Source organism: Pseudomonas sp. MIACH (genome assembly GCF_001269925.1).
Taxonomy (GTDB): domain Bacteria; phylum Pseudomonadota; class Gammaproteobacteria; order Pseudomonadales; family Pseudomonadaceae; genus Aquipseudomonas.
The window spans coordinates 224,641-250,292 of the sequence record NZ_LHVO01000002.1 but is presented as its reverse complement, the minus strand read 5'-3'; the positions used below and the strand labels follow the sequence as shown (position 1 = coordinate 250,292).

At 61.0% G+C, this 25,652-nt stretch carries 23 protein-coding genes; 10 read left to right on the top strand and 13 right to left on the bottom strand.

Annotation, left to right across the window (positions count from 1 at the left end; genetic code table 11):
- Positions 1–3: 3 nt before the first annotated feature.
- Genes AD670_RS01145 through AD670_RS01135 form a run of 3 tightly spaced genes read left to right on the top strand, consistent with a single transcriptional unit; the run spans position 4 to position 5,181 of the window.
- Positions 4–438 (top strand): DcrB-related protein, encoded by a 435-nt coding sequence (locus AD670_RS01145; protein ID WP_053127598.1) that lies wholly within the window; start codon positions 4–6, stop codon positions 436–438.
- Positions 439–450: 12 nt separating this feature from the next.
- A complete protein-coding gene (locus tag AD670_RS01140; protein ID WP_082340882.1) occupies positions 451–4,758 on the top strand; it encodes an RHS repeat-associated core domain-containing protein in 4,308 nt (1,435 codons plus the stop codon).
- A 15-nt stretch (positions 4,759–4,773) separates the two neighbouring features.
- A complete protein-coding gene (locus tag AD670_RS01135) occupies positions 4,774–5,181 on the top strand; it encodes a hypothetical protein (RefSeq protein ID WP_052202248.1) in 408 nt (135 codons plus the stop codon).
- 99 nt (positions 5,182–5,280) lie between these two features.
- Here the strand turns inward: AD670_RS01135 and AD670_RS01130 are convergent, their stop codons facing one another.
- The 3 genes from AD670_RS01130 to AD670_RS01120 all read right to left on the bottom strand — a co-directional run bounded on the left by AD670_RS01130 (position 5,281) and on the right by AD670_RS01120 (position 7,100).
- Positions 5,281–5,556 (bottom strand): HU family DNA-binding protein, encoded by a 276-nt coding sequence (locus AD670_RS01130; RefSeq protein WP_003213368.1) that lies wholly within the window; start codon positions 5,554–5,556, stop codon positions 5,281–5,283.
- 191 nt (positions 5,557–5,747) lie between these two features.
- Positions 5,748–6,896, bottom strand: a complete 1,149-nt coding sequence (locus AD670_RS01125) for an NAD(P)/FAD-dependent oxidoreductase (protein WP_053127596.1) — start codon at positions 6,894–6,896, stop codon at positions 5,748–5,750.
- A 36-nt stretch (positions 6,897–6,932) separates the two neighbouring features.
- Complete coding sequence (locus tag AD670_RS01120) at positions 6,933–7,100, bottom strand: rubredoxin (protein ID WP_003176960.1); 168 nt, start codon at positions 7,098–7,100, stop codon at positions 6,933–6,935.
- Between the two features lie 197 nt (positions 7,101–7,297).
- Here AD670_RS01120 and AD670_RS01115 point away from each other — a divergent pair, with 197 nt between their 5' ends.
- Entirely contained in the window at positions 7,298–7,861 is a 564-nt protein-coding gene (locus AD670_RS01115) for a chorismate lyase (protein WP_053127595.1), read from the top strand.
- Complete coding sequence (gene ubiA / locus AD670_RS01110; RefSeq protein ID WP_053127593.1) at positions 7,861–8,751, top strand: 4-hydroxybenzoate octaprenyltransferase; 891 nt, start codon at positions 7,861–7,863, stop codon at positions 8,749–8,751. Before AD670_RS01115 ends, ubiA begins: the two co-directional genes overlap by 1 nt.
- 32 nt (positions 8,752–8,783) lie before the next feature.
- On the opposite strand, the gene AD670_RS01105 is transcribed toward ubiA, so the two are convergent.
- A complete protein-coding gene (locus AD670_RS01105) occupies positions 8,784–9,164 on the bottom strand; it encodes a hypothetical protein (protein WP_053127591.1) in 381 nt (126 codons plus the stop codon).
- Between the two features lie 155 nt (positions 9,165–9,319).
- Between AD670_RS01105 and phoB the strand changes: the two genes are divergently transcribed.
- From phoB to AD670_RS01090, 3 genes are all read left to right on the top strand, one after another.
- Positions 9,320–10,009, top strand: a complete 690-nt coding sequence (phoB, locus tag AD670_RS01100) for a phosphate regulon transcriptional regulator PhoB (protein ID WP_003176964.1) — start codon at positions 9,320–9,322, stop codon at positions 10,007–10,009.
- A gap of 82 nt (positions 10,010–10,091) precedes the next feature.
- Entirely contained in the window at positions 10,092–11,378 is a 1,287-nt protein-coding gene (phoR, locus tag AD670_RS01095) for a phosphate regulon sensor histidine kinase PhoR (RefSeq protein WP_256243848.1), read from the top strand.
- Between the two features lie 269 nt (positions 11,379–11,647).
- The gene (locus AD670_RS01090) at positions 11,648–12,988 is read left to right on the top strand and encodes a hemolysin family protein (protein WP_053127585.1); all 1,341 of its coding nucleotides are present in this window, start codon (positions 11,648–11,650) and stop codon (positions 12,986–12,988) included.
- 3 nt (positions 12,989–12,991) lie between these two features.
- Here AD670_RS01090 and AD670_RS01085 read toward each other — a convergent pair whose 3' ends face one another.
- The 8 genes from AD670_RS01085 to AD670_RS01050 all read right to left on the bottom strand — a co-directional run bounded on the left by AD670_RS01085 (position 12,992) and on the right by AD670_RS01050 (position 23,236).
- A complete protein-coding gene (locus AD670_RS01085; RefSeq protein ID WP_053127584.1) occupies positions 12,992–13,663 on the bottom strand; it encodes a M23 family metallopeptidase in 672 nt (223 codons plus the stop codon).
- A gap of 82 nt (positions 13,664–13,745) precedes the next feature.
- Entirely contained in the window at positions 13,746–14,654 is a 909-nt protein-coding gene (locus AD670_RS01080) for a response regulator (RefSeq protein ID WP_053127582.1), read from the bottom strand.
- Between the two features lie 167 nt (positions 14,655–14,821).
- Positions 14,822–15,583 (bottom strand): phosphate signaling complex protein PhoU, encoded by a 762-nt coding sequence (gene phoU / locus AD670_RS01075; RefSeq protein WP_053127580.1) that lies wholly within the window; start codon positions 15,581–15,583, stop codon positions 14,822–14,824.
- A gap of 70 nt (positions 15,584–15,653) precedes the next feature.
- Complete coding sequence (pstB, locus tag AD670_RS01070; protein WP_015886578.1) at positions 15,654–16,487, bottom strand: phosphate ABC transporter ATP-binding protein PstB; 834 nt, start codon at positions 16,485–16,487, stop codon at positions 15,654–15,656.
- Positions 16,488–16,592: 105 nt separating this feature from the next.
- The gene (gene pstA, locus AD670_RS01065) at positions 16,593–18,263 is read right to left on the bottom strand and encodes a phosphate ABC transporter permease PstA (protein ID WP_053127577.1); all 1,671 of its coding nucleotides are present in this window, start codon (positions 18,261–18,263) and stop codon (positions 16,593–16,595) included.
- 15 nt (positions 18,264–18,278) lie between these two features.
- The gene (locus tag AD670_RS01060; protein ID WP_172681434.1) at positions 18,279–20,312 is read right to left on the bottom strand and encodes an ABC transporter permease subunit; all 2,034 of its coding nucleotides are present in this window, start codon (positions 20,310–20,312) and stop codon (positions 18,279–18,281) included.
- Positions 20,313–20,696: 384 nt separating this feature from the next.
- Positions 20,697–21,683, bottom strand: coding sequence for a phosphate ABC transporter substrate-binding protein PstS (locus AD670_RS01055; RefSeq protein ID WP_049710887.1), 987 nt, complete (start codon positions 21,681–21,683; stop codon positions 20,697–20,699).
- Between the two features lie 263 nt (positions 21,684–21,946).
- Positions 21,947–23,236, bottom strand: a complete 1,290-nt coding sequence (locus AD670_RS01050; protein ID WP_053127573.1) for an MFS transporter — start codon at positions 23,234–23,236, stop codon at positions 21,947–21,949.
- A 411-nt stretch (positions 23,237–23,647) separates the two neighbouring features.
- On the opposite strand from AD670_RS01050, the gene AD670_RS01045 reads away from it, so the two are divergent.
- Complete coding sequence (locus AD670_RS01045) at positions 23,648–24,052, top strand: acyl-CoA thioesterase (protein WP_003176975.1); 405 nt, start codon at positions 23,648–23,650, stop codon at positions 24,050–24,052.
- 57 nt (positions 24,053–24,109) lie between these two features.
- Positions 24,110–25,009, top strand: coding sequence for a D-hexose-6-phosphate mutarotase (locus tag AD670_RS01040; protein ID WP_053127571.1), 900 nt, complete (start codon positions 24,110–24,112; stop codon positions 25,007–25,009).
- Between the two features lie 57 nt (positions 25,010–25,066).
- Here the strand turns inward: AD670_RS01040 and AD670_RS01035 are convergent, their stop codons facing one another.
- On the bottom strand, positions 25,067–25,603 hold the full coding sequence (locus tag AD670_RS01035; protein ID WP_053128148.1) for a DUF3299 domain-containing protein: 537 nt from the start codon (positions 25,601–25,603) through the stop codon (positions 25,067–25,069).
- Between the last annotated feature and the right edge of the window lie 49 nt (positions 25,604–25,652).

Here is a 25,652-nt window from a genome sequence, read left to right as displayed (position 1 = left end):
GCCATGACGTACCGAATCAACGAATTCCAGTTTCAACTGCCCGCCAGTGAGTTGCAGGACGCGACGATCAATATCCTCAAGTTCCCGGAGTTGGGCACGTCCCTGATCGTCAGCCGCAGCCTGCTGGCCGAGGGTGAAACCCTGCACAGCAACTTCAACGACCAACTCCAGCGCCTGGAAAAACAGGTGCAGGACTTGCGCCACCAACCGGGTGTCGATGTGCGCTTGGGCGCCGCGCAAGAGGTGGAAGGCATCGAGCTGCGCAGCCAGTTCAACAAGGGCAATGACAAGGTGTTCCAGTACCAGTTGGCCTTGGTGATACCGGGCACACGCAAGATGCTCGCCTTGAGTTATGTGAAGGCAGAGAAGCTTGGGGATGCCGAGGCAGCGCATTGGGCGCTGATTAAAAACTCGCTGTCGTTTGACGCTATTTCCTGATGAGTTGCCTGCATGTCTGACGCGTTATGGGCCGCCCGGATGGGCGATGCGCTCTCCCACACCTCGATGATGGCCGACATACTCGGCGGTGTGCTGGAGGTGGCGGCCAACATCGCAATCACGGCGGTGGCGACTGCGGCGGTGGTTGCCGCCACCGGGATTACCGTCGCCACTGGCGGGCTGGGTTGCTTCCTGCTGGGCGCGGTGGTGGGCACGATTGTCGGTCTGGCCATGAGCAAGACCGGGGCAGACAAAGGTCTGACGAATTTATGCGATAGTTTCAGCAATGCGCTGTTCCCGCCCACGGTGCAGGCGAACATTCTCACGGGCTCCACCGACACCCTCACCAACAACATCCCCGCCGCCCGTGCCGCCGGGGCGATCAGCTCCCACGTCGCGCCGGCCGGCACCGAGCTGGAAGAACCCGAGCCTGAGCCAGAAGCCAGCTACCTGGACATGGCCGAAAGTTTCTTCTCGCAGATGTGGCGCCCTACAGTTGCAACCCCCGCTCCCGGCGCCGTGCCCAAGCCGCTGGACCTGGTGGTGTGCATGAAGCACCCACCGATGCCGCCGCAGTTCCTTGCCGAGGGCTCGGACAAGGTCACGATCAACGGCCAGCCGGCGGTGCGCAGCGGTGATCGCAGCACGTGTGATGCGACCGTGGTGTCGTCCGGGTTGATTTCATCCAACGTGACCATCGGCGGCGGCTCGGTGGTGGTGCGCGAGATTCGCAGCGGCAAGACCCCGGGTGTGGGGCTGGCGGTGACGGCGTTGTTGATGCTCAAGGGTGGCAAGGGCAAGTTCTTCAGCAAGCTGCCGTGCATGCTGATCGGCGGCGCGACCTCGATGGCCGTGAGCAGTGCGATGGGGGCCATGGCCAACGCGGCGATGGGCTCGTCGAACCCGGTGCATGCGGCCACCGGCGCCAAGGTGCTGGGCGGCGATGATGAGCTGGATTTCGTACTGCCTGGCATCCTGCCGATTGATTGGCAGCGTTTCTACAACAGCCGTGACGAACGTACGGGCGGTTTGTTCGGTGCGGGTTGGAGCGTGCCGTATGAGGTGTGCGTCGAAATTCGTCCCCATCCCGAGGGGGGCGAAACGCTGGTCTACACCGATGAACAGGGCCGGCCTATCGACATGGGCAGTATTCCCCTGGGCGGCGCGGTGTTCAGCGCCGGTGAAGGGCTGGCAGTGCGACGACACCTCAACGGGCAGTTGCTGATTGAAAGCGATGACGGTCTGTATCGCTTATTTGAGCCTTCCGCCAACCCGGCGTTGCTGCGCCTCAGCCAGCTCGGCGACCGCAACGACAACCGCATCCATGTTGATTACGACGAAGCCGGGCGGCTGATCCGGCTGCGCGATACGTTCGACTTGGTGCAAGTGGAGTTGATCCGCGATCAAGGCCACGTGATGCGGCTCGAACGTCTTTACCCCGATCAACGCCGCGAAGTACTGGTCAGCTATGGCTATGATGCCGCCGGTAATCTGGCTGAAGTACGCGATGCCACCGGCCAGGTGCAGCGGCGCTTCAGCTACGATGCCGGCCGGCGCATGGTCGAGCACCAGTTGCCGACCGGTCTGCGCTGCTTCTACGAATGGGCCTTGGTTGAGGACGCCGAATGGCGCGTGGTCCGGCACTGGACCGACGAAGGCGACGCGTACCAGTTCGACTATGACTTGAAGGCAGGGCTCACACGCATTACCGACGGCTTGCAACGCGTCAGTACCCGCCACTGGAACACCCAGCACCAGATCGTTCGCTACTGCGATAACCTCGGGCAAACCTGGCTGTTCGAGTGGAACGACGAGCGCCAATTGCTCAGCGCCACCGACCCGCTGGGCGGGCGCTTTGCATACAGCTACGACGACGCCGGCAACCTGATCGGCGAGACCGACCCGCTGGGCCGCAGCGACTCGACCTTGTGGCTTGAGCACTGGGCACTGCCGCTGGTAGAGACCGACGCCGCCGACAATAGCTGGGCGTATCGCTACGATCAGCGCGGCAACTGCATCGCCGAAACCGATCCGCTGGGCTACGTCACCCGCTACCGCTATGACGATCACGGCCAGGTCGTGGAGATCATCGACGCCACCGGCAAAAGCAAGAAGCTGCGCTGGAACCCGTTCGGGCAGTTGGTTGAGCATATTGATTGCTCGGGTTACCCGACGCGTTTCAGTTATGACGAGCGCGGTTATTTGCAGGTCATTACCGATGCGCTGGGCGAACGTACTCAGTTCAGCTATGACGCTCAGGGACATTTGCTCAAAAGCCAACTACCGGACGGTCGAACCGAGCAGTACCAGCGCGATGTCAGCGGCCAACTGGTGGGTTACACCGACCCGGCCGGGCACACCACGCTGTACCAGCACAACCGTCGCGGCCAGGTACGCCAACGTACCGACGCCCATGGGCGGCAGGTACAGTTCGGCTATGACAGCTACGGGCGCCTGCAAGCGCTGATCAACGAAAACGGTGAGCGTTATCGGTTTGCCTGGGATGCCGGGGACCGCCTGGCTGAGCAGCAAGACCTTGACGGCAGCGCCAAGTGCTACCGCTACGATCCGCTGGACAATGTGATTGCGGTGACCGCTGTTCCAGCCCCATATGGCAGTGGTCTGGCCGTCGTCCCCGAGACACCGCCCGCGCCCATCGTGCATCGACTGGAGCGCGACGCAGTTGGACGCCTGATCGCCAAGACCACCGACGATGGCCGCACCGACTACAGTTACGACGCCGTGGACCAGCTTACGGCGGTGACGTTTACCGACCTGCAAGGCAATACCCAGGCCCTGGGCTTCGCCTACGACGCCCTCGGCCAGTTGCTCGCCGAACACAGTGCAACCGGCAGCCTGCAACACCACTACGACGAGTTGGGCAACCTGATCCAGACCCAATTGCCCGACGGCCGCTGGCTCAACCGCCTGTACTACGGCAGCGGCCACCTGCACCAGATCAACCTCGACGGCCAGGTGATCAGCGACTTCGAACGTGACCGCCTGCACCGCGAAGTGCTGCGTACCCAAGGCCAACTCAGCACCCGCAGCGAATACGACCGCAGCGGCCGACTGCGCTCACGTCAACGCCGCCACGCGAGCCAGCCCTCGCTGATGCCGGCAGCGACGCAAAAGCAGTTTGAATACGACCCCGCCGACAATCTGATCGGCAAACTCGACCAGCAACCCGCCGCGCAACACCGCCAACTGCTGCACTACGACGCCACCGGCCGCATCATCGCCAGCCAGGACAACCTGCACGGCCAGCGCGAAACCTTCGCCTACGACGCCGCCGCCAACCTGCTCGACGGCCCACAGACCGGTGCCGGGTTGGTGGTGCATAACAAGCTGCTGACCTATCAGGACAAGCGTTATCGCTATGACGCGTTTGGACGGATGATCGAGAAACGCAGTGCCAAGCGCGGCGTACAGCGCTTTGCCTACGACGCCGAAAGCCGGCTGATCGAAGTACGCAATGAAAACGGCAGCGTGGTCAGGATGACCTACGACCCGCTGGGCCGACGCATCGGGAAAACCGAGCACGGCGGTGACGTGTATCCGCTGGGGGAAACGCGTTTTGTGTGGGATGGCCTGCGGTTGTTACAAGAACACCGCCACAGCCAAACCAGCCTGTACGTCTACGAAAACGAAGGCTACGAACCCCTGGCCCGCATCGACGGCAACGGGCCTCTGCAAAAATTCCGCTACTACCACAACGACCTGAACGGCTTGCCGGAGCAACTCACCGAAGCGGATGGGCACACGGTTTGGCAGGCGAAGTATCGGGTGTGGGGCAACACGCTGGAGGAGGTGCGCGAGCCTTATTACATTGAAGAGCAGAATCTGCGGTTTCAGGGGCAGTATCTGGATCGGGAGATTGGGCTGCACTACAACACGTTCCGGTTTTATGATCCGGATGTGGGGCGGTTTACTACGCCGGATCCGATTGGGTTGTTGGGGGGCGTAAATTTTTATCAGTACAGCCCCAACCCAATATCCTGGATTGATCCATGGGGATTGACCCCCGAACTTTACTACCTGATAGCGAAGAAAGATGGCCTTTATGATGAGATGGCATGGGGGCATAAAAAGCCCGTTGGTAAAGTTTTTTTGAAAAAGGGTGAAGTTTGGAAAGTCGGTGAAACGGTCAATCCGAATAGGCGATACACACAGAAATGGCTGAAAGCTAATAATCTTGCTTACAAACGTGTTATGGCCGCCCCAACGAAGGGCAACATGCAGATATGGGAAAGATTAAAAATCGGAAAATATTTCAAACGCCGTGGAAAACTGCCACCAGGTAACAAATGCAGGCACTGACATGAGGATTACTTTATGCGAGTCGATACAACGTCGGACTCTCCCAGTTGGACAAAGGTCTTTGAAATCACTGACGAACTAAATGGCTTGAGTGAGATTTTTGAAAAAAAGTATTCTGCCCTCGACTGGGAGCTAGCAGTCTGCATGCGGTGCCTGCCCAAGGGGCTGGACCGGAAAACATTTTGCCGCTACTACGCAAAAGACAAAATGTTCGGTCTGGATATCTCCATGGACGAGGAAGATTTCGTCCCGCATAAAAAAGATAAATCCGCTCAGCGCAAATTAATCGGTGCGGCATTTATTAAATTTTTTGTCGAGAGCATTAAAAAGTACGAGAAAAAGCTGCCTAATCTTCAGCCGGTTTCAGCAGAACTGATCGCGGATGTACAGCAGTGGTGTGTCGAGAACGGGTGGACAGCCTAAACTCTAATGATTGTGCAATTTCACAAAAAATGGGCACCCAACCCAGTCGGCGTGCCCATTCTTCTTACCGCCCCGCCTCCCTTCGAGACGGTACTGCCATTACGGGTTGACGCTGTCTTTGAGCGACTTGCCCGGCTTGAACGCAACGGTGTTGCTCGCCTTGATTTTCACAGGCTCACCGGTTTGCGGGTTTTTGCCGGTGCGGGCGCCACGGTGGCGTTGCAGGAAGGTGCCGAAACCCACCAGGGTGACGCTGTCCTTGCGGTGCAGGGCGCCGGTGATTTCTTCGAGAACGGCGTTGAGGACGCGGTTGGCCTGTTCTTTGGTGAGATCCGCTTTTTCAGCGATGGCGGCTGCGAGTTCTGGTTTACGCATATGTGAAGCCTCTTTGACGGTTTTTTGTTGTTATGTCCGTGCTGCTCTCTAACGGAACAGCGGCCAAGGCGCCGCAGGCTCTACTCTGCGGCAGACGGGAGTGAGGATGGCATGCCCTCGCACGCTCCGCCAGTCTCGCGGCGACCTTTCTCGGGGGAAAAACGTGCTTATTCCGACAGAACGACCGGTATTTACGCCAGCAACGGTGGAAGTTCTTTGTTGAGGGCGAGTTTTTCCATCACGGCGCTGCCGGTCAGCGCATAACCCAGCAGGCGGCCGCTGGCGTCGCGGCACAGGGCCTTGATGTCGGCGCCCTGCCCTTCGACGCTCCACACACCTTCGGTGCCCCGTGGCGGCGGCGAGACCACCAACGGGCAGACCGGTGTTTTCACGGTGACCGGCATCGGGCCGTAGCTGACGGCGGTGGCGTTACCGGCCAGGGTCTGGGCCAGGGCGCGTGCGCAGGTCATCAGGGGCATGACGTAGAGCAGGTTCAAACCGTCGACTTCGGCGCAGTCGCCCAGGGCGTAGATATTGGCGTGGGAGGTCTTGAGGTGACGGTCCACCATGATCCCGCGATTGATCTGCAGGCCAGCGGCGGCGGCCAGGTCGACGCGCGGGCGCAGACCGATGGCCGAGACCACCAGGTCGCAGTGGACCACTTCACCGTCCGACAGGTGTGCTTCCAGGCCGTCAGCGGTGCGTTGCAGGCGGTTGAGCACCGGGCCCAGGTGGAAACGCGCCCCCAGTCCTTCCAGGCCGGCCTGTACCGCTGCGGCCGCTGCTGGGTGCAGCAGGGTCGGCATGACTTGCTCGCACGGCGCCACCAGGTCGATCTCATAGCCACCGAGGATCAGGTCGTTGGCAAATTCGCAGCCGATCAGGCCGGCGCCGAGCAGCAGCACGCGCCGCTTGCCGGCAGCGGCGGCGCGAAAGCGGGCGTAATCTTCGAGGTCGTTGATCGGGAAAACCAGCTCAGCGGCGTCGCCTTCGACTGGTACACGCACGGTTTCTGCGCCCCAGGCCAGGACCAGGTCGCGATAGGCCACCGCTTCTTCACCGATCCACAGGCGCTTGTGGCCGGGGTCGATGCCGCTGACACGGGTGTGGGTGCGCACTTCGGCCTTGAGTTGCTCAGCCATGGCGCCGGGTTCCGCCATGCTCAGGCCATCGGCTTCCTTGTTCTTGCCAAAGCCGGTGGAGAGCATGGGCTTGGAGTAGGAGCGCCCGTCATCCGCGGTGATCAGCAGCAATGGGGTCTCGCTGTCGAGCTTGCGAAACTCCCGGGCCACGTTGTAACCGGCCAATCCTGTGCCGATGATCACGACAGGTGCGTTCATTCCTTTCTCCTTGTAGTACGTTTCTTAAATTTGGGATTAAGCGATTTCGATCATTTCGAAATCCATCTTGCCCACGCCGCAGTCCGGGCACAGCCAGTCTTCGGGTACGTCCTGCCACAGGGTGCCCGGAGCGATACCATCATCCGGCCAGCCGTCTTTTTCGTCATAGATCAGGCCGCAGACTACACATTGCCACTTCTTCATTTACTTGCTTCCTCAGGGTCCAGGCTGGTTGGCCGGCGGTCGATGGATCCAGCGTTGCCGCGCGGCTCAGGGCGTTTTGTACTGATCGGGGCCGGCAGATGCAAGCACGATCGACGCAAGGCGCCGGCGCAGCACGGCAAAAGATCAGGACGCCATGGTAAGCTCGCCGCCTCTTTTGCTGCCAATACTGACTCACCGTGCCGCACTCAATCGCCCTTCCCGATGCTTGCCAATGGCTGACCCAGAGCCTTCTGATCCCTGCGCCCGCGCCCTTGACCCTCAACTGGCTGTTCGACGAAGGCTCGCTGACGCGCCGGCTGACGCGGCTGTCCAACGACGGTTTCAGCGTGACGCCGCTGTTCGAAGGCTGGCAACCGCTGCGGGGTGATGAATGCGCGGCGCTGGACCTCGCCCCGGCGACGGTCGGCTGGGTGCGCGAGGTGTATTTGCGCGGGCATGGCCAGCCGTGGGTGTTTGCCCGCAGCGTGGCGGCGCGCAGTGCCTTGCAGGGCGACGGTTTGCACATGGATGAACTGGGCAGCCGCTCCTTGGGCGAGTTGTTGTTCTGCGACCACGCCTTCAATCGCCAGGCGATCGAGGTGTGCCACTACCCAGCGCAATGGCTGCCGGCCGCTGATCAGTCCGATGGACTGTGGGCACGTCGCTCACGCTTTGATCGTGGGGCGCTGAGCGTGCTGGTGGCAGAAATATTCCTGCCGAGCTTCTGGCGCGCGCTGCATGACCACCCGGAGAACTGCTGATGTATCAACGTCTGCTCAAATCCCTAAATCGCCTGAACCCCAGGGCCTGGGATTTCATTCAGTTGACCCGCATGGACAAGCCCATCGGCATCTACTTGCTGCTGTGGCCGACGCTGTGGGCGCTGTGGATCGCCGGCAAGGGCTCGCCGTCCCTGGCCAACATCGTGATTTTCGTGCTTGGCGTTACGCTGACTCGCGCTGCCGGTTGCGTCATCAACGACTGGGCGGACCGCAAGGTCGACGGCCATGTGAAGCGCACCGCGCAACGCCCGCTGGCCAGCGGCAAGATCAGTTCCAAAGAGGCCCTGGTGTTCTTTGCGGCACTGATGCTGATCAGCTTCCTGCTGGTGCTGCTGACCAACGCCACCACCATCTGGCTATCGCTGGGCGGCCTGGCACTGGCGGTCAGCTACCCGTTCATGAAGCGCTATACCTATTACCCGCAGGTGGTGTTGGGCGCGGCGTTTTCCTGGGGCATGCCGATGGCGTTCACCGCCGAAACCGGCCACCTGCCCGCCACCGCCTGGCTGCTGTATATAGCCAACCTGCTGTGGACGGTGGGCTACGACACCTATTACGCAATGACCGACCGCGACGACGACTTGAAGATCGGCGTCAAGTCCACTGCGATTCTGTTCGGCGATGCCGACCGAGTGATCATTCTCACCCTGCAAGGCCTGGCGCTGCTGTGCCTGTTGCTGGCGGGCGCACGCTTTGAGCTGGGGGGTTGGTTCCACCTGGGGTTGCTGGCGGCGGCAGGCTGCTTTGCCTGGGAGTTCTGGTACACCCGCGACAGGGACCGGATGAAGTGCTTCAAGGCGTTTTTGCACAACCACTGGGCCGGGTTGGCGATTTTTGTCGGGATTGTGGCCGACTACGGGTTTCGATGAGGGGCCAGGCCCCTCACCGCTAGTGGGCTGAATCAGGGCTTGGCGACTTTCCAGGCCCCGTCCATTTTGCCTTCACCGGTCATGTCACCGGCCTTTTTGTCCATCACGAAGGTATAGAGAGGCTTGCCGCTGTAGGCCCATTGGCTCTTCTGATCGTCGCGGGTGATGACGGTCCACTTGCCCATGGGTTTGTCGGTAGACTCGGCCATCAACGGCGGCCAATTAGTGGCGCACTTGTCGTTACACATGGACTTGCCATCGGCGTCCTTGGCGAAGGTGTAGAGCGTCATGCCTTTGTGATCCACCAACATCCCGTCTTTGGTCATCGCCGGGTCTGCGGCAAACGCCAGTGTCGGCAGCGTCAACGCCGCCGTGACCAGCATGGCCTTCCAGGAAAAAGTACTGTGAGTCATCGGAACCTTCCTTTTGTGGTTGTCAGGATTCGGACCCAAAGCGTAGTCCAGAGAGGCGCGGATTGCCCAAGCGACTAAATTACTGTCACACGACTGCAATAATTCCGTTATCTAATGCGGCGCAAGACAGTTAAATGACAAGAGGATTTTTGAGCATGGTTGGCAGGAGCATTCTGATTGTTGACGACGAAGCGCCCATCCGCGAGATGATCGCCGTTGCGTTGGAAATGGCCGGCTATGACTGCCTGGAGGCGGAGAACTCCCAGCAGGCCCATGCCATTATCGTCGACCGCAAGCCGGACCTGATCCTGCTGGACTGGATGCTGCCCGGCACCTCCGGCATCGAACTGGCCCGCCGCCTCAAGCGCGATGAGCTGACCGGGGATATCCCGATCATCATGCTCACCGCCAAGGGTGAAGAGGACAACAAGATCCAGGGCCTGGAAGTCGGCGCCGATGACTACATCACCAAGCCGTTTTCTCCACGCGAACTCGTTGCGCGCCTGAAAGCCGTATTGCGTCGCGCCGGCCCGACCGACGGCGAAGCGCCGATCGAAGTCGGTGGCCTGTTGCTGGACCCGATCAGCCACCGCGTGACCATCGACGGCAAGCCGGCCGAGATGGGCCCGACCGAATACCGCCTGCTGCAATTCTTCATGACCCATCAGGAGCGTGCCTATACCCGTGGCCAGTTGCTGGACCAGGTGTGGGGCGGCAACGTGTATGTCGAGGAACGCACCGTCGACGTGCATATCCGTCGCCTGCGCAAAGCCTTGGGTGATGCCTACGAGAATCTGGTACAAACCGTGCGCGGCACCGGCTACCGGTTCTCCACCAAGGGCTGAGCCAGTCACTTTCCTTCCTTAACAGCAGACAAGGACGCATGTTTAAGTGAACCAAAACTGGCATGGCACCCTGATCCGCCACATGCTCTTGCTGATCACCGGCTGCCTGTTGGTGGGTCTGGTCAGCGGTTATTACGGCTGGAGCCTGGCCATCGGTATCGGCCTGTATCTGGGCTGGACCCTCAAGCAACTGCTGCGCCTGCATGAATGGCTGCGCCAGCACAAACCCGACGAAGCGCCACCCGACGGCTACGGCCTGTGGGGTGAGGTGTTCGACAGCATCTACCACCTGCAACGCCGCGACCAACGGGTACGCGGGCGCCTGCAAGCGGTGATCGACCGGGTACAGGAGTCCACCGCCGCGCTCAAAGACGCGGTGATCATGCTCGACAGCGATGGCAACCTGGAATGGTGGAACCGCGCCGCCGAGACCTTGCTGGGCCTCAAGACGCCCCAGGACAGCGGCCAGCCAGTGACCAACCTGGTGCGCCACCCGCGCTTCAAAGAGTACTTCGAGCAGGAAAACTACGAAGAAGCCCTGGAAATCCCCTCGCCTACCAACGACCGTGTGCGTATCCAGCTGTACCTGACGCGCTACGGCAACAACGAACACCTGATGCTGGTGCGCGATGTCACCCGTATCCACCAGCTGGAACAGATGCGCAAAGACTTCGTCGCCAACGTTTCCCACGAACTGCGCACGCCATTGACGGTGATCTGCGGCTACCTGGAGACGCTGCTGGACAACGTCGACGAGATCAACCCGCGCTGGAGCCGTGCCCTGCAGCAGATGCAGCAACAGGGCTCACGCATGCAGACCCTGCTCAACGACTTGCTGTTGCTGGCCAAGCTGGAGGCCACGGATTATCCGTCGGACAACCACCCTGTGGCCGTACAAAGCCTGTTGCAGACCATCAAGAATGACGCCCAGGCCCTGTCAGGCGAGCGCGGACAGCAGATCAGCCTGGACGCCGACCCACAGGTGCTGCTCAAAGGCAGCGAAGGCGAATTGCGCAGTGCGTTCTCCAACCTGGTATTCAACGCGGTGAAATACACCCAGGACAAAGGCAATATCCGCATCCGCTGGTGGGCCGACGAGCAAGGCGCACACCTGAGCGTGCAAGACTCCGGCATCGGCATCGACGCCAAGCATCTGCCACGCCTGACCGAGCGTTTCTACCGCGTCGACTCCAGCCGCAACTCCAACACCGGCGGCACCGGGCTGGGCCTGGCCATCGTCAAGCATGTGCTGTTGCGCCACCGCGCACGCCTGGAAATCAGCAGCGTGCTGGGGCATGGCAGTACGTTCACCTGCCATTTTCCGCCAGCGCAGATGACCCGTTCGCGGCTCGTCGGAAATGATGAATAACTCGAACACAGCACGAAACCAATGTGGGAGGGGGTTTGCTCCCGATGGCGGTGCATCAGTATCAGATATGCTGACTGACACACTGCTATCGGGAGCAAGCCCCCTCCCACAATTGGAATTGTGCTGTTTCGAATAAGGCATTCCAGGCCCCACCCGGCGGCAACCACTAGGCAAGCGCCCCGTCAGCCGCTACATTGGCCGACTTGCGCCTGCCTTTCAGGCCCTTCTGTCACCCCTTATTGAACACACGGAACCTGCAAAACCCCATCATGGACCCTTCCCCTGGTATCACCTTCGCCACCCTCTTCGCCGATTTCGGCATGATTCTTTTTGCTCTGATCCTGGTACTGCTCAACGGTTTTTTCGTTGCGGCGGAATTTGCCATGGTCAAACTGCGCTCGACGCGGGTCGAGGCCATCGCCCATACCAACGGCTGGCGCGGACAGATCCTGCGCACCGTGCACAGCCAGCTCGATGCTTACCTGTCGGCCTGCCAGCTGGGTATCACCCTCGCCTCCCTGGGCCTCGGTTGGGTCGGTGAGCCGGCATTCGCGCACATCCTGGAGCCGCTGCTGGGCGCCGTGGGCGTCGAATCGCCGGAAGTGATCAAGGGCGTGTCGTTCTTTGCCGCGTTCTTCGTGATTTCCTACCTGCACATCGTGGTCGGTGAACTGGCGCCCAAATCCTGGGCCATTCGCAAGCCCGAGTTGCTGTCGCTGTGGACGGCGGTGCCGCTGTACCTGTTCTACTGGGCGATGTACCCGGCGATCTACCTGCTCAACGCCAGCGCCAACGCGATCCTGCGCATCGCCGGCCAAGGCGAGCCCGGCCCGCACCACGAGCACCATTACAGCCGCGAAGAGCTCAAGCTGATCCTGCACTCCAGCCGTGGCCAGGACCCGAGCGACCAAGGCATGCGTGTACTTGCCTCGGCCGTGGAAATGGGCGAGCTGGAAGTGGTGGACTGGGCCAACTCCCGTGAAGACCTCGTGACCCTGGACTTCAACGCCCCGCTCAAGGAAATCCTCGCGCTGTTCCGCCGCCATAAATTCAGCCGCTATCCGGTGTATGACGCGGTGCGCAACGAGTTCGTGGGTCTTTTGCACATCAAGGACCTGCTGCTGGAACTGGCGGCCCTGGACCACATCCCCGAATCGTTCAACCTGGCCGAGTTGACCCGCCCGCTGGAACGTGTGTCGCGGCACATGCCGTTGTCGCAGTTGCTGGAGCAGTTCCGCAAAGGCGGCGCGCATTTTGCCTTGGTGGAAGAAGCCGACGGCAAGATCATCGGCTACCTGACCATGGAAGACGTGCTGGAAGTGCTGGTAGGCGATATCCAGGACGAACACCGCAAGGCCGAGCGCGGCATCCTCGCCTACCAGCCCGGCAAACTGCTGGTACGGGGCGATACGCCGCTGTTCAAGGTGGAACGCCTGTTGGGCGTCGACCTGGACCACATTGAGGCCGAAACCCTCGCAGGGCTGATCTACGACACGCTCAAACGGGTGCCGGAAGAGGAAGAAGTGCTGGAGGTTGAAGGCTTGCGGATCATCATCAAGAAGATGAAAGGTCCGAAGATCGTGCTGGCCAAAGTCCTGCTGCTGGATTGACCCTCAATTGCCCAATGCAAAATTGGACAATGCGCCGACCGGCTGGTTGAATTCGTAAGGAATCGACACCAGCCCGGCCTCGGTACTCTGCTGCACCACAAAGTGCAGGTGCGGCCCGCTGCTGTTGCCGGTATTGCCCGATAACCCCAGTGCGCTGCCCACTGCCACGCGCTGCCCCGGCCTGACACTGACCGAACCTTGCTTGAGGTGCAGGTACACGCCCTGGCTGCCGTCATCGTGCTGCACGCGCACGAAATTGCCGGACGCATCGTTACCGCGTCCGATCTGGCTATTCTCGATTTTCACCACCACACCGCTGCGCGCCGCAATGATCGGCGTGCCTTCGGGCATGGCGATGTCCATGGCGTAGCGGCTTTTGGCGTCGGTGTGGCTGAAGCTGCCGTTGGGGCCTTGGGTCAGGCGGAACGGACCGCCACGCCAGGGCAAGGGATAGCGGTAGGCTTGTTGTGGATAAACTCGTTTGGGCCTGTCGAGTACCGGCCGCTGCACACGTTCGACCCTGCGCTCCTGGATCACGAACGCCTGGGCCCCGGGGGTTTGCCGATCACTGAAAAACACCATGCCGTTGGCATCGGTGGATTTGTACAGGGTCATGGCCTGGGTCGAATTGGCGACCAAGGCCAACAGGCAGGACAGCAAAAGGCGAAGGAGCATGGCGCGAACCTGCCGGAGTGAATGAACAGCAAGCTAGCAAGGGATCATGACAATCCCGGGGCACGCCCCTTCGGACTGAAGGTCAGGCCCCCGGCACAAAATGCTTCTGCGCCGTACCGCGCGCGATCAGGCGGGAGATGTAGTCGAGCTTCTGCGCATCCTGGTCGATAAAGCGGAACGTCAGCTGCAGCCAGTCGCTGTCAGGCTTGGGCTCGAAAGCAACCACGGCGTGCAGGTAGCCGTTGAGGCGAGCCACTTCGGCGTTGTCGCCCTGTTCCAGGTCGAGCACGGCGCTTTCCAGTACCTGAGGCAGGACTTCACCGCGACGCACCACCAGCAGCGCTTCCTTGATGCTCAGCGCTTTGATCACACATTGCTGGGTGCCGCTGGACAGGCGCAACTGGCCCTGGCCACGGCCGCCGGACGGCGCGGCGCCTGGCGCTTGAATCGGCGGGCTGTTAAGCAGGCCTTTGCTTGGCGCAGGCGCGGCAGCCGCAACGGGAGCTGAACGTACGGCTTCGGGCTTGCCGCCGGTCAGGGCGCTCAGGGAGTCATTGCCGAAGGCCGAGTTCATTTTGGTCGGCGCGCTGGCGACCAGGGCGTCGAGGCGACCGACCTTGTGCAGGGCCTGCTTGACCTTGTTCAACAGTTGCTCGTTGGTGAACGGTTTGCTGACGTAGCCGGAAACACCGGCCTGGATCGCCTGGACCACGTTCTCTTTGTCGCCACGGCTGGTCACCATCACAAACGGCATGGCCTTGAGGTGCGGTTGCTCACGGCACCAGGTCAACAGCTCCAGGCCGGACATCTCGGGCATTTCCCAGTCGCACAGCACCAGGTCGAAGGTCTCGCGCATCAGGATGGTCTGGGCCTTCTTGCCGTTCACCGCATCTTCAAGCTTGATCCCGGGGAAGTAGTTGCGCAGGCACTTCTTCACCAGGTCGCGGATAAACGAGGCGTCATCCACCACCAATACACTGACTTTACTCATCGACCCTTCATCCTATAAAAACTTCGGCACGCAAAACGCCTGACTGATGGCATTTTGCCAAAACTCTGTAGTCACGTTCGGATTTTCTTTTACCCGATTCGTAAAAAATTCAAGCGCCACAAACGAAAACGCCCGACCAAAGGCCGGGCGTTAATTTCTCGGGCAACTTACTTATCGTCAGGTTCGCCCGGAACATTAGGGATTTGATCAGCCGATCCTTCAACTTCGGCCTTCATGCGCTTGAGGCCCATGTGCCGTACGTCGGTACCGCGCACCAGGTAGATCACCAGTTCCGAGATATTGCGCGCATGGTCACCGATCCGCTCCAGGGAGCGCAGCACCCAGATGATGCTCAAGACCCGCGAGATAGAGCGCGGGTCTTCCATCATGTAGGTGGCCAGCTCACGCAGGGCCGTCTTGTATTCACGGTCGATGACCTTGTCGTACTGCGCCACCGACAACGCCAGATCGGCGTCAAAGCGCGCAAAGGCATCCAGGGCATCCCGCACCATGTTGCGCACCTGGTCGCCAATGTGGCGCACTTCGACATAACCACGCGGGGCTTCACCCTCTTCGCACAGCTGGATGGCGCGACGCGCGATCTTGGTGGCTTCGTCGCCGATGCGTTCCAGGTCGATCACCGACTTGGAGATGCTGATGATCAAGCGCAGGTCGGATGCCGCCGGCTGGCGACGGGCGAGAATGCGCAGGCATTCTTCGTCGATGTTGCGTTCCATCTGGTTGATCTGGTCGTCGATCTCACGCACCTGCTGGGCCAGGCCCGAGTCAGCCTCGATCAGCGCGGTCACGGCGTCGTTGACTTGCTTCTCCACCAGCCCGCCCATCGCCAGGAGGTGGCTGCGCACTTCCTCGAGCTCGGCGTTGAACTGCGCGGAGATGTGATGGGTAAGGCCTTCTTTGCTAATCATGTTGGCGTCCTTGGAGCGTCCGGTAAGGTGCGGAGAACCGCAGCGTCAGTGCAATCAGAACCACAGCTTCCTAGCCGTAGCGACCGGTGATGTAGTCTTCGGTCTGCTTCTTCGCCGGATTGGTGAACAGGGTGTCGGTATCGCCAAACTCCACCAGCTTGCCCATGTACATGAACGCGGTGTAGTCGGAAACCCGCGCCGCCTGTTGCATGTTGTGGGTCACGATGACGATGGTGAACTTGGATTTGAGCTCGTAGATCAATTCTTCGACTTTCAACGTCGAGATCGGGTCGAGTGCCGAGCACGGTTCGTCGAGCAGCAGCACTTCCGGCTCCACGGCGATGGTGCGCGCGATCACCAGACGTTGCTGCTGGCCGCCGGACAGGCCGAGTGCCGACTCATGCAGGCGGTCCTTGACCTCGTCCCACAGCGCCGCGCCTTTAAGGGCCCACTCAACGGCTTCGTCGAGGATGCGCTTCTTGTTGATGCCCTGGATGCGCAGGCCGTAGACCACGTTTTCGTAGATGGTCTTGGGGAACGGGTTAGGCTTCTGGAACACCATGCCCACGCGGCGACGCAACTCGGCCACGTCTTCGCCCTTGCGGTAGATGTTGGTGCCGTAGAGGTTGATGGCACCGTCCACGCGGCAACCGTCGACCAGGTCGTTCATGCGGTTGAAGGTACGCAGCAACGTGGACTTGCCGCAGCCGGACGGGCCGATGAAGGCGGTCACGCGCTGCTTGGGAATGTTCATGCTGACGTCGAACAGCGCCTGCTTTTCACCGTAGTACAGGCTCAGGCCCGGCACTTCGATGGCCACGGTTTCCTGGGCCAGGCTCAGGCTCTGTTTGTCGCGACCCAGAGCAGACATGTTGATGCCGTGGGAATGGGTGTCGTGTTGCATGGGATGCTCCCTGTGCTACCAATTCGTTTCGTTGAACCGCCGGAGCGATCTACTCAAGTTCTGTGTAGGTGGGAGGGGGCTTGCCTCCTCCCACATTGGATCGTGTTAGCTGTCCAACGCTTTGTACTTCTCGCGCAGGTGGTTACGAATCCACACTGCCGACAGGTTGAGCGTGGCGATCACCAGCACCAGCAGCAAGGCGGTGGCGTACACCAGCGGCCGTGCGGCTTCGACGTTAGGGCTCTGGAAGCCGACGTCATAGATATGGAAGCCCAGGTGCATGATCTTCTGGTCCAGGTGCAGGTACGGGTAATTGCCGTCCAGCGGCAGCGACGGGGCCAGTTTCACCACGCCTACCAGCATCAGCGGCGCCACTTCACCGGCGGCGCGGGCCACGGCGAGGATCATGCCGGTCATCATCGCCGGGCTGGCCATCGGCAGCACGATCTTCCACAGCGTTTCCGCCTTGGTCGCGCCCAGCGCCAGGGAGCCTTCACGCACCGTACGCGGAATCCGCGCCAGGCCTTCTTCGGTGGCCACGATCACCACCGGTACTGCCAGCAGCGCCAGGGTCAGCGAGGCCCAGAGCAGGCCCGGTGTACCGAAGGTCGGTGCCGGCAGCGCTTCGGCGAAGAACAGACGGTCGACCGAGCCACCCAATACATACACGAAGAAACCCAGGCCGAACACGCCGTAAACGATGGCCGGTACACCCGCCAGGTTGTTCACGGCGATGCGGATAATCCGCGTCAGAGTGTTCTGCTTGGCGTATTCACGCAGGTACACCGCCGCCAGCACGCCGAACGGGGTCACGATCATCGCCATGATCAGGGTCATCATTACGGTGCCAAAGATGGCCGGGAAGATCCCGCCTTCGGTGTTGGCTTCCCGTGGGTCATCGCTGAGGAATTCCCACACTTTGCTGAAGTAGAAACCGATCTTGGTCACGGTACCCATGGCGTTCGGCTGGTAGGCATGCACCACTTTGCCGATGCCGATTTCAATTTCCTTGCCGTTGCCATCGCGAGCGGTCAGGGCATCGCGGTTGAACTGGGCGTGCAGGTCGGCCAGGCGCGCTTCGATGTCCTGGTAGCGGGCGTTCAGCTCGGCGCGGTCGGCATCCATGTCGGCCTGGGCGGCGGCGTCGAGCTTGCCTTCCAGTTCCAGCTTGCGACCGTGCAGGCGGATGCGTTCGAGGCCGGCGTTGATCGCGCCGATGTCGGATTTCTCCAGGGTCTTGAGTTGGGCCGCCAGCTTGTTCACGCGGTCCACGCGGGCTTGCAGCTCCGGCCACGCGGCCTCGCCTTCAGCGATGACCTTGCCATCCTGCTTGACGTTGACCAGGGTGCCGTAGAAGTTGCCCCACTCACGACGCTCGATGGTCATCAGGTTCTTCGGCGTGCTCTGGTCCTTCAACCACTCGCCGACGATCCAGGTGAAGTCGTTGCCGTTCAGGTCACGGTTGCCGACCTTGATCAGCTCGCGGGTCATGAATTCCGGGCCCGCATCGGGCACCGGCAGGCCAGCGCTTTTCAGGCGCTCGCGCGGCACTTCTTCTTTCTGCACCACTTCGCCGATAACGATATGGTTTTCCTGGCCCGGCACGTTGTAATTGGCCTGGATCAGGTCAGCCGGCCAGAAATGGCCCAAACCACGCACGGCAATCACCGCCAGCAAACCAATGGTCATGATGACCGCGATGGACACCGCGCCACCGCTGATCCAGACGCCGGGAGCGCCGCTCTTGAACCATCCATTCAGGGAGTTCTGTTTCACAGACTTCTACCTTTCTTAAAGCGACGAGTATTTCTTGCGCAGACGCTGACGAATCAGCTCGGCGAGGGTGTTCATGATGAAGGTGAACAGCAGCAGCACCAGCGCCGAGAGGAACAGCACGCGGTAGTGACTGCCGCCGACTTCCGACTCGGGCATTTCCACCGCGACGTTGGCCGCCAGGGTGCGCAGGCCTTCGAACAGGTTCATCTCCATCACCGGCGTGTTGCCGGTGGCCATCAGCACGATCATGGTCTCGCCCACGGCGCGACCCATGCCGATCATCAGTGCCGAGAAGATGCCTGGGCTGGCGGTCAGGATCACCACGCGGGTCATGGTCTGCCACGGCGTGGCGCCCAGGGCCAGGGAGCCCAGGGTCAGACCGCGCGGTACGCTGAACACGGCGTCTTCGGCGATGGAGTAGATGTTCGGGATCACCGCGAAGCCCATGGCCAGGCCGACGACCAGGGCGTTGCGCTGGTCGTAGGTGATGCCCAGGTCGTGGGAGATCCACATGCGCATGTCGCCGCCGAAGAACCAGGTTTCCAGGTACGGGCTCATGTACAGCGAGAGCCAGCCCACGAACAGGATCACCGGGATCAGGATCGCGCTTTCCCAACCATCGGGAACCCGCAGGCGAATCGACTCGGGCAGGCGACTGAAGACAAAACCGGCCACCAGGATGCCGATCGGCAACAGCATCAGCAGGCTGAAAATCCCCGGCAGATGCCCTTCGACATACGGCGCAAGGAACAGGCCGGCGAAGAAGCCGAGGATCACCGTCGGCATCGCTTCCATCAATTCGATCACCGGCTTGACCTTGCGGCGCAGGCTCGGGGCCATGAAGTAAGCGGTGTAGATCGCCGCGGCAACCGCCAGTGGCGCCGCCAGCAGCATGGCGTAGAACGCCGCCTTCAGCGTACCGAAGGTCAATGGCGCCAGGCTCATCTTGGGTTCGAAGTCGGTGTTGGCGGCGGTCGATTGCCAAACGTATTTAGGCTCGTCGTAGTTTTCGTACCAGACCTTGCTCCACAACGCGCTCCAGGACACTTCCGGGTGCGGGTTGTCCAGCAGCAGCGGTTGCAGCTTGCCACCAGCTTCGACGATCACACGGTTGGCGCGTGGCGACAGGCCGAACACGCCCTGGCCGTCGACCACCGGATCCACCAGCAGGGTGCGGTGGGCGGTGCTGTGGAACACGCCGAATTTGCCGGAAGCGTCGAGGGCAGTGAAGCCTTTGCGACGCTCTTCGGCGGAGATCTCAATGATCGGCGCAGTGCCCATCTGGAAGGTACGGATCTGCTTGAAATGCTGCTCGCCATCCGGATCACGGGCCATGAACCACTGGGCCAGGCCACCTTTGGAGTTACCGACGATCAGCGAGATACCGCCCACCAGCTGGGTGCTGGCGGTGATTTCGGCGTTGCCGTCTTCGAGCAATTTGTAGCGACCGTTGAGGCTCTTGTCGCGCAGGCTGAACACATCCGCCAGGGCGCGGCCGTTGATCACGTACAGCCACTGCTGGCGAGGGTCGATGAAGATCGCTTTCACCGGCTCGGTCATTTGCGGCAGCTCGACACGCTTCTGCTCGCTGGTGACTTCACCGGTCATCATGTTTTCTTCGCGGCTCAGGGTCAGCACGTTCAAGTGCGAACCGGCCGAGCCGGCAATCACCAGCGAGCTGTCAGTGGCGTTGAGGGCGACGTGTTCCAACGGGCGACCGCCATCGTCGAGCACGATCGGCGTTTCGCCGTAGGGGTATTCAATCGCAGGCGTGATGGTTTTCTTGCCGTCCGGGTACGACACCTTATAGGTGTGGCGGAACACCAGGGACTGGCCATTGGAAAAACCCAGGATCACCAACGGGCTGCCCGGCTGGTCTTCACCGATGGACGCGACGCTTACGCCCGCCGGCAGCGGCAGGTCGACACGCTTGAGTTCAGCACCGGTCGTGACATCAAAGAACAGCGCCTGGCCCTTGTCGGAAACCCGCATCGCGACCTGGTTCTGCTCTTCCAGAGAGATCATCAGCGGCTTGCCGGCGTCCTGGATCCAGGCCGGTGTGAGCGCATCCTCCTTGGTCAGCGAAGCGCCTTGGAACAAAGGCGCGACCACGTAGGCAAGGAAGAAGAAGATCAGGGTGATAGCGCCGAGGACGGCGAGACCGCCGACCAGCACGTACCAACGGGTCAGACGGTCCTTGAGCGCGCGAATGCGGCGCTTGCGTTGCAGCTCAGGCGTATTGAAATCAATGCGCTTGGGGGGAGAAGTTGTCGTCATGGTGGAATTGGCCAGATCATTCATGCGCACACCCTAGCGATCCTGTATGACAGAAAGATGACAGTGCAGTGACGCAACAAATCCGCCGCGAAGCATGGCTGGCAGCGGACTAGAAAATTCGGAGGCGGAGCCGGCATGCCGGCCCCGCAGAGGCAATCAGTTGCCTTCTTTCAGACCCAGGTCAGCCAGGGCCTTGGCGGCCACTTTGGCTGGCAGCGGGATGTAGCCGTCTTTCACTACAACTTCCTGGCCCTGTTTGGACAGAACCAGTTTCACGAACTCGGCTTCCAGCGGGGCCAGAGGCTTGTTCGGGGCTTTGTTGACGTAAACGTAGAGGAAACGCGACAGCGGGTATTTGCCGTTCAGGGCGTTTTCTTCGCTGTCTTCGATGAACTCAGTGCTGCCTTTCTTGGCCAGGGCCACGGTCTTCACGCTGGCGGTCTTGTAGCCGATGCCCGAGTAACCGATGCCGTTCAGCGAGGAGCTGATCGACTGCACGACCGAAGCCGAGCCAGGTTGTTCGTTCACGTTAGGCTTGTAGTCGCCTTTGCACAGGGCTTCTTCCTTGAAGTAGCCGTAGGTGCCGGATACCGAGTTACGACCGAACAGTTGCACTGGCTTGTTGGCCAGGTCGCCCGTCACACCCAGGTCGCCCCAGGTTTTCACGTCGGCTTTGCCACCGCACAGGCGAGTCGAGGAGAAGATCGCGTCGACTTGTTCCATGGTCAGGTGCTGGATCGGGTTGTCCTTGTGCACGAACACAGCCAGGGCATCCACGGCAACCGGGATAGCGGTTGGCTTGTAGCCGTACTTCTGCTCGAAGGCAGCCAGTTCGGTGTCCTTCATCTTGCGGCTCATCGGGCCCAGGTTGGAGGTGCCTTCAGTCAGCGCAGGTGGCGCGGTGGCGGAGCCGGCAGCTTGAATCTGGATGTTGACGTTCGGGTATTCCTTTTTGTACCCCTCGGCCCACAGGGTCATCAGGTTAGCCAGGGTATCGGAACCGACGCTGGACAAGTTGCCCGACACACCAGTGGTCTTAACGTAAGCCGGGATTGCCGGATCAACACCTGCGGCCACCGCGTTGGCGGTCGCAACGCCAGCAGCGACAAAAGTCATTGCCGCCATCAAACGTTTCAGTTTCATGCCTTGCTCCTAGCAGATAGGGATAGTTGGATCGGGGCCAAGTATCGAGAGGCCGTGTGAACACTCTATGTCTGAAATATGACAATTGGATGAAAGGCCAGCATTGAAGAAGGGAGGTAATGCTCGTTCTCACGCTGTGCGTGGGAATGCATCCCGTGACGCTCTGCGTCACCCTGCGTAGGGCTTGCGTCTTGCGACAGCAGCGGGACGCGGGAGCGTCCCAGGCGGCGTTCCCACGCGGGAGCGTGGGAACGATCAGTAGCTTAGCGGCCTTTTTTCCACAGATACCCACCCACCACCATCCCCATTACACACAGGACAGCCACGTAGTAAGCCGGGCCCATCGGGCTTTCCTTCATCAGCAGCGACACCGCCAGCGGCGTCAGCCCGCCGAACACGGCGTAGGCCACGTTGTAGGAAAACGACAAGCCACTGAAACGCACCACGGGCGGGAAGGCTTTCACCATCACGTAAGGCACCACGCCAATGGTGCCGACGAACAAGCCGGTCAAAGCGTACAGCGGGAACAGCCAGTCCGGGTGATCCAGCAAGCTGTGGTACAGCGTCCACGACGTTGCCAGCAACAGTGCGCAACCGGCAACCAGTACACGACCGGCACCGAAGCGGTCGGCCAGGGCGCCGGAGGCAATGCAGCCCAGGCTCAGGGTCACGATGGCCAGGCTATTGGCTTGCAGCGCAACGGTCGGGCTGAAGTGGTAGATGGTCTGCAGCACGGTCGGGGTCATCAGGATCACTACCACGACGCCGGCCGACAGCAGCCAGGTCAGCAGCATCGACAACACGATGGCACCACGGTGATCGCGCAGTACGGCACGCAATGGCAGCTCGGCGGCCAGGGTCTTGCGTTGCTGCATCTCGGCGAAGATCGGTGTTTCATGCAGCCAGCGGCGCAGGTACACCGACAGCAGGCCAAACACGCCGCCAAGCAGGAACGGAATCCGCCAGGCGTAATCCGAGACCTGCTCCGGGCTATAGATAGTGTTGATTGCAGTGGCAACCAGTGAACCCAGCAGGATACCGGCGGTGAGGCCGCTGGTCAGGGTGCCGCAGGCGTAGCCGATATGGCGCGGCGGTACGTGTTCGGAGACGAACACCCAAGCGCCCGGTACTTCGCCGCCAATCGCCGCACCCTGGATCACGCGCATCAGCAGCAACAGCAGCGGCGCCCACAGCCCGATCTGCGCGTAGGTCGGCAGCAGGCCCATGATCAGGGTCGGTACGGCCATCATGAAGATGCTCAGGGTGAACATTTTCTTGCGGCCCAGCAGGTCACCGAAGTGCGCCATGATGATGCCGCCCAGCGGGCGTGCCAGGTAACCGGCGGCGAAGATGCCGAAGGTCTGCATCATGCGCAGCCACTCGGGCATGTCGACGGGGAAGAACAGTTTTCCGACCACGGTGGCGAAAAACACGAAAATGATGAAATCATAAAACTCCAACGCCCCGCCCAAGGCAGACAGCGACAGGGTTTTGTAGTCGTTGCGGGTCAGCGGGCGCGAGGGTTGCGCACTGCTTGCGGGCACGGAGGACATGGCAAGGCTTCTCTTATAGTAGGCAGCTTGATAAGGACGGCACGCCCGGGACTGGCGGCGGGTCTGGCAAGATAGCAAATCGCTTGTAAAAGCACAGCGCCAGGAGAACAGTTGCGCGCAAAAGCCGCGATACAGCGGCTATTTACCGACCAAATGAGCGCCGGGAGGTCGTCGTGGCGCCAGGGTCTCGATATACTCGGCCCTTGCAGGCTCAAGACCCGCATCCTTGAGGGGCTGCTGTGCCAAAACGTCGTTGGGTGCCATCCAGCCGGTTTGGCAGAGTTTCCCTTTAGTACGCCTTACGAGAAACGTATCGAACGGAGTATGTTTGTGCTGAAACGTTTTTCCACCAGTCGGCTATCCACTTTGCAACATCTATAAAAAGCGTCACGGGTCAGAGGCACCCCCGGCATGATCGAACTCGAACAAGAAGATCCTATCCCGCAAGGCGATCTCGCCCTGCAAATCACCGCGCTTCCGCGTGAAACCAACGGTTTTGGCGATATCTTCGGCGGCTGGCTGGTCGCGCAGATGGACCTCGCCGGTACGGCGATGGCCAGCAAGGTTGCGGGTGGTCGCGTGGCTACCGTGGCCATTGATCGCATGGCGTTCCTGGTGCCGGTGGCAGTGGGCGCGCAATTGTCCTTCTATACCCAGGCCCTGGAAATCGGCCGCAGCTCGATCCAGATGATGGTCGAAGTGTGGAGCGACGACCCGCTGTCCAGCGAATGGCGCAAGGTGACCGAGGCGGTGTTTGTATTCGTCGCGATCGATGGCAGCGGCCGCACACGTTCGGTGCCTTCACGCGCGCGTTAAACCTCGTGGCGTTTTGACGGTCCATTGCCCCATTGCCTGCCATTGAGAGTGCCTGTTATGCCTACGCCCCACGTTGAGCCCGTAAAGATCGACGAACTGGACTGCTGGCGCATCCGCCACAACGGCGCCGAGCTGATGATTGCCCAACAGGGCGCACACATCTTCAGTTACGGCCGCGAGGGCGAGCAGCCGCTGATTTGGCCGAACCCCGAGGCGCTATTCAAGAAAGGCAAAGGCATCCGTACCGGCGTACCGGTGTGCTGGCCATGGTTTGGCGTATTTGATCGCAACCCGCACAGCGTAAAGGCGATGCGCCACAGTGATCAGCCTGCAGGCGCCCACGGTTTCGCGCGTACCGCGACCTGGGTATTGGCCGGGACCACGCTTGAAGGTCAAGCGCTGCGGGTGGACCTGGAACTACCGGTTCCTGCAGGCGGCTTCCCCGGCTGGCCCCATCAGGTGGAGCTGAAACTGAGCCTGCTGCTGGACGATCAACTGCACATCCGCCTGACCAGCCACAACCGTGGCGACGACACTGTCACGCTCAGCCAGGCGCTGCACACCTACTTCGCCGTGAGCGACGTACGCAACGTGCAGGTCGACGGCCTGGACGGTTCGGCCTACATCGATACCGCCGATGGCTGGAGCGAGAAGACACAATCCGGCCTGCTGCACTTCAGCGCCGAGACCGACCGCATCTACCTCGATACCCCCTCATCGCTGAACATCGTCGATAAGGACTGGCAGCGCCGTATCCAGCTCACCAGCCAAGGCTCGAAATCCACCGTGATCTGGAACCCCTGGACCGAACGCGCCAAGGCCTTCGACGACATGGCCGACGATGGCTGGCAGGGCATGCTGTGCATCGAAACCGCGAATGTGCTGGATGATGTGGTGAACCTGGCCCCAGGTGAAAGCCACACGCTGGGCGTGAGCATCACCGCTATCGCCCTGTAAACCCAATCGAAAATGTGGGAGGGGCGCACCGCCCCCCACATTGGGTTTTGCGCAAGCTTAGAGATCGGACTCCTTTACGACCCGCACTTTCCCAGCATCCAGCGCATACGCCGCATCCGCCAGGTCGTTATTCACTGTCTCCACCTTCAACGTACCGGTAACCCACAGCGGCGTGTAGATGTCATCCAGCTTCAAGCCCTTGGGATAACGCACCAGCACCAACTGGTTCGGCGGCGGTGGCGGCACGTGGATGCAGGCGCCTGGGTACGGCACCAGGAAGAACAACGTACTGCGGCCCTTGGCGTCGGTTTCCAACGGCACCGGGTAACCGCCGATGCGGATGTTCTTGCCGTTCATGGCGGCCACGGTCTTGGTCGAATACATCACGGCCGGCAAGCCTTTGCTCTGCTTCAGGCCACCTTTGTCGGTGAACGTGCCTTGGGCTTCGGGGGAGTTGTGGTCGATCTCGGGCATGGCCTCGAGGGCCTTCTGGTCCGACAGCGGCATCAGGTCGAGCCAGTCGGTTTCCGGCAGTTCGCCGGCGTGCGCCAGGCCAGAGCCCAGCAAGAGAAGAGTCAACAGGAAACGGCGCATGGAGAGGCTCGGCAAGTAACAAGTGCCGAGCATTCTAGCCCTCTGCGCC

Excerpts from the sequence above, each read along its gene's own strand:
- AD670_RS01145 (WP_053127598.1), top strand. The coding sequence starts at position 4 with ATGACGTACCGAATCAACGAATTCCAGTTTCAACTGCCCGCCAGTGAG.
- AD670_RS01140 (WP_082340882.1), top strand. The coding sequence starts at position 451 with ATGTCTGACGCGTTATGGGCCGCCCGGATGGGCGATGCGCTCTCCCAC.
- AD670_RS01135 (WP_052202248.1), top strand. The coding sequence starts at position 4,774 with ATGCGAGTCGATACAACGTCGGACTCTCCCAGTTGGACAAAGGTCTTT.
- AD670_RS01130 (WP_003213368.1), bottom strand. The coding sequence starts at position 5,556 with ATGCGTAAACCAGAACTCGCAGCCGCCATCGCTGAAAAAGCGGATCTC.
- AD670_RS01125 (WP_053127596.1), bottom strand. The coding sequence starts at position 6,896 with ATGAACGCACCTGTCGTGATCATCGGCACAGGATTGGCCGGTTACAAC.
- AD670_RS01120 (WP_003176960.1), bottom strand. The coding sequence starts at position 7,100 with ATGAAGAAGTGGCAATGTGTAGTCTGCGGCCTGATCTATGACGAAAAA.
- ubiA (WP_053127593.1), top strand. The coding sequence starts at position 7,861 with ATGTATCAACGTCTGCTCAAATCCCTAAATCGCCTGAACCCCAGGGCC.
- AD670_RS01105 (WP_053127591.1), bottom strand. The coding sequence starts at position 9,164 with ATGACTCACAGTACTTTTTCCTGGAAGGCCATGCTGGTCACGGCGGCG.
- phoB (WP_003176964.1), top strand. The coding sequence starts at position 9,320 with ATGGTTGGCAGGAGCATTCTGATTGTTGACGACGAAGCGCCCATCCGC.
- phoR (WP_256243848.1), top strand. The coding sequence starts at position 10,092 with ATGCTCTTGCTGATCACCGGCTGCCTGTTGGTGGGTCTGGTCAGCGGT.
- AD670_RS01090 (WP_053127585.1), top strand. The coding sequence starts at position 11,648 with ATGGACCCTTCCCCTGGTATCACCTTCGCCACCCTCTTCGCCGATTTC.
- AD670_RS01085 (WP_053127584.1), bottom strand. The coding sequence starts at position 13,663 with ATGCTCCTTCGCCTTTTGCTGTCCTGCCTGTTGGCCTTGGTCGCCAAT.
- AD670_RS01080 (WP_053127582.1), bottom strand. The coding sequence starts at position 14,654 with ATGAGTAAAGTCAGTGTATTGGTGGTGGATGACGCCTCGTTTATCCGC.
- phoU (WP_053127580.1), bottom strand. The coding sequence starts at position 15,583 with ATGATTAGCAAAGAAGGCCTTACCCATCACATCTCCGCGCAGTTCAAC.
- pstB (WP_015886578.1), bottom strand. The coding sequence starts at position 16,487 with ATGCAACACGACACCCATTCCCACGGCATCAACATGTCTGCTCTGGGT.
- AD670_RS01055 (WP_049710887.1), bottom strand. The coding sequence starts at position 21,683 with ATGAAACTGAAACGTTTGATGGCGGCAATGACTTTTGTCGCTGCTGGC.
- AD670_RS01050 (WP_053127573.1), bottom strand. The coding sequence starts at position 23,236 with ATGTCCTCCGTGCCCGCAAGCAGTGCGCAACCCTCGCGCCCGCTGACC.
- AD670_RS01045 (WP_003176975.1), top strand. The coding sequence starts at position 23,648 with ATGATCGAACTCGAACAAGAAGATCCTATCCCGCAAGGCGATCTCGCC.
- AD670_RS01040 (WP_053127571.1), top strand. The coding sequence starts at position 24,110 with ATGCCTACGCCCCACGTTGAGCCCGTAAAGATCGACGAACTGGACTGC.
- AD670_RS01035 (WP_053128148.1), bottom strand. The coding sequence starts at position 25,603 with ATGCGCCGTTTCCTGTTGACTCTTCTCTTGCTGGGCTCTGGCCTGGCG.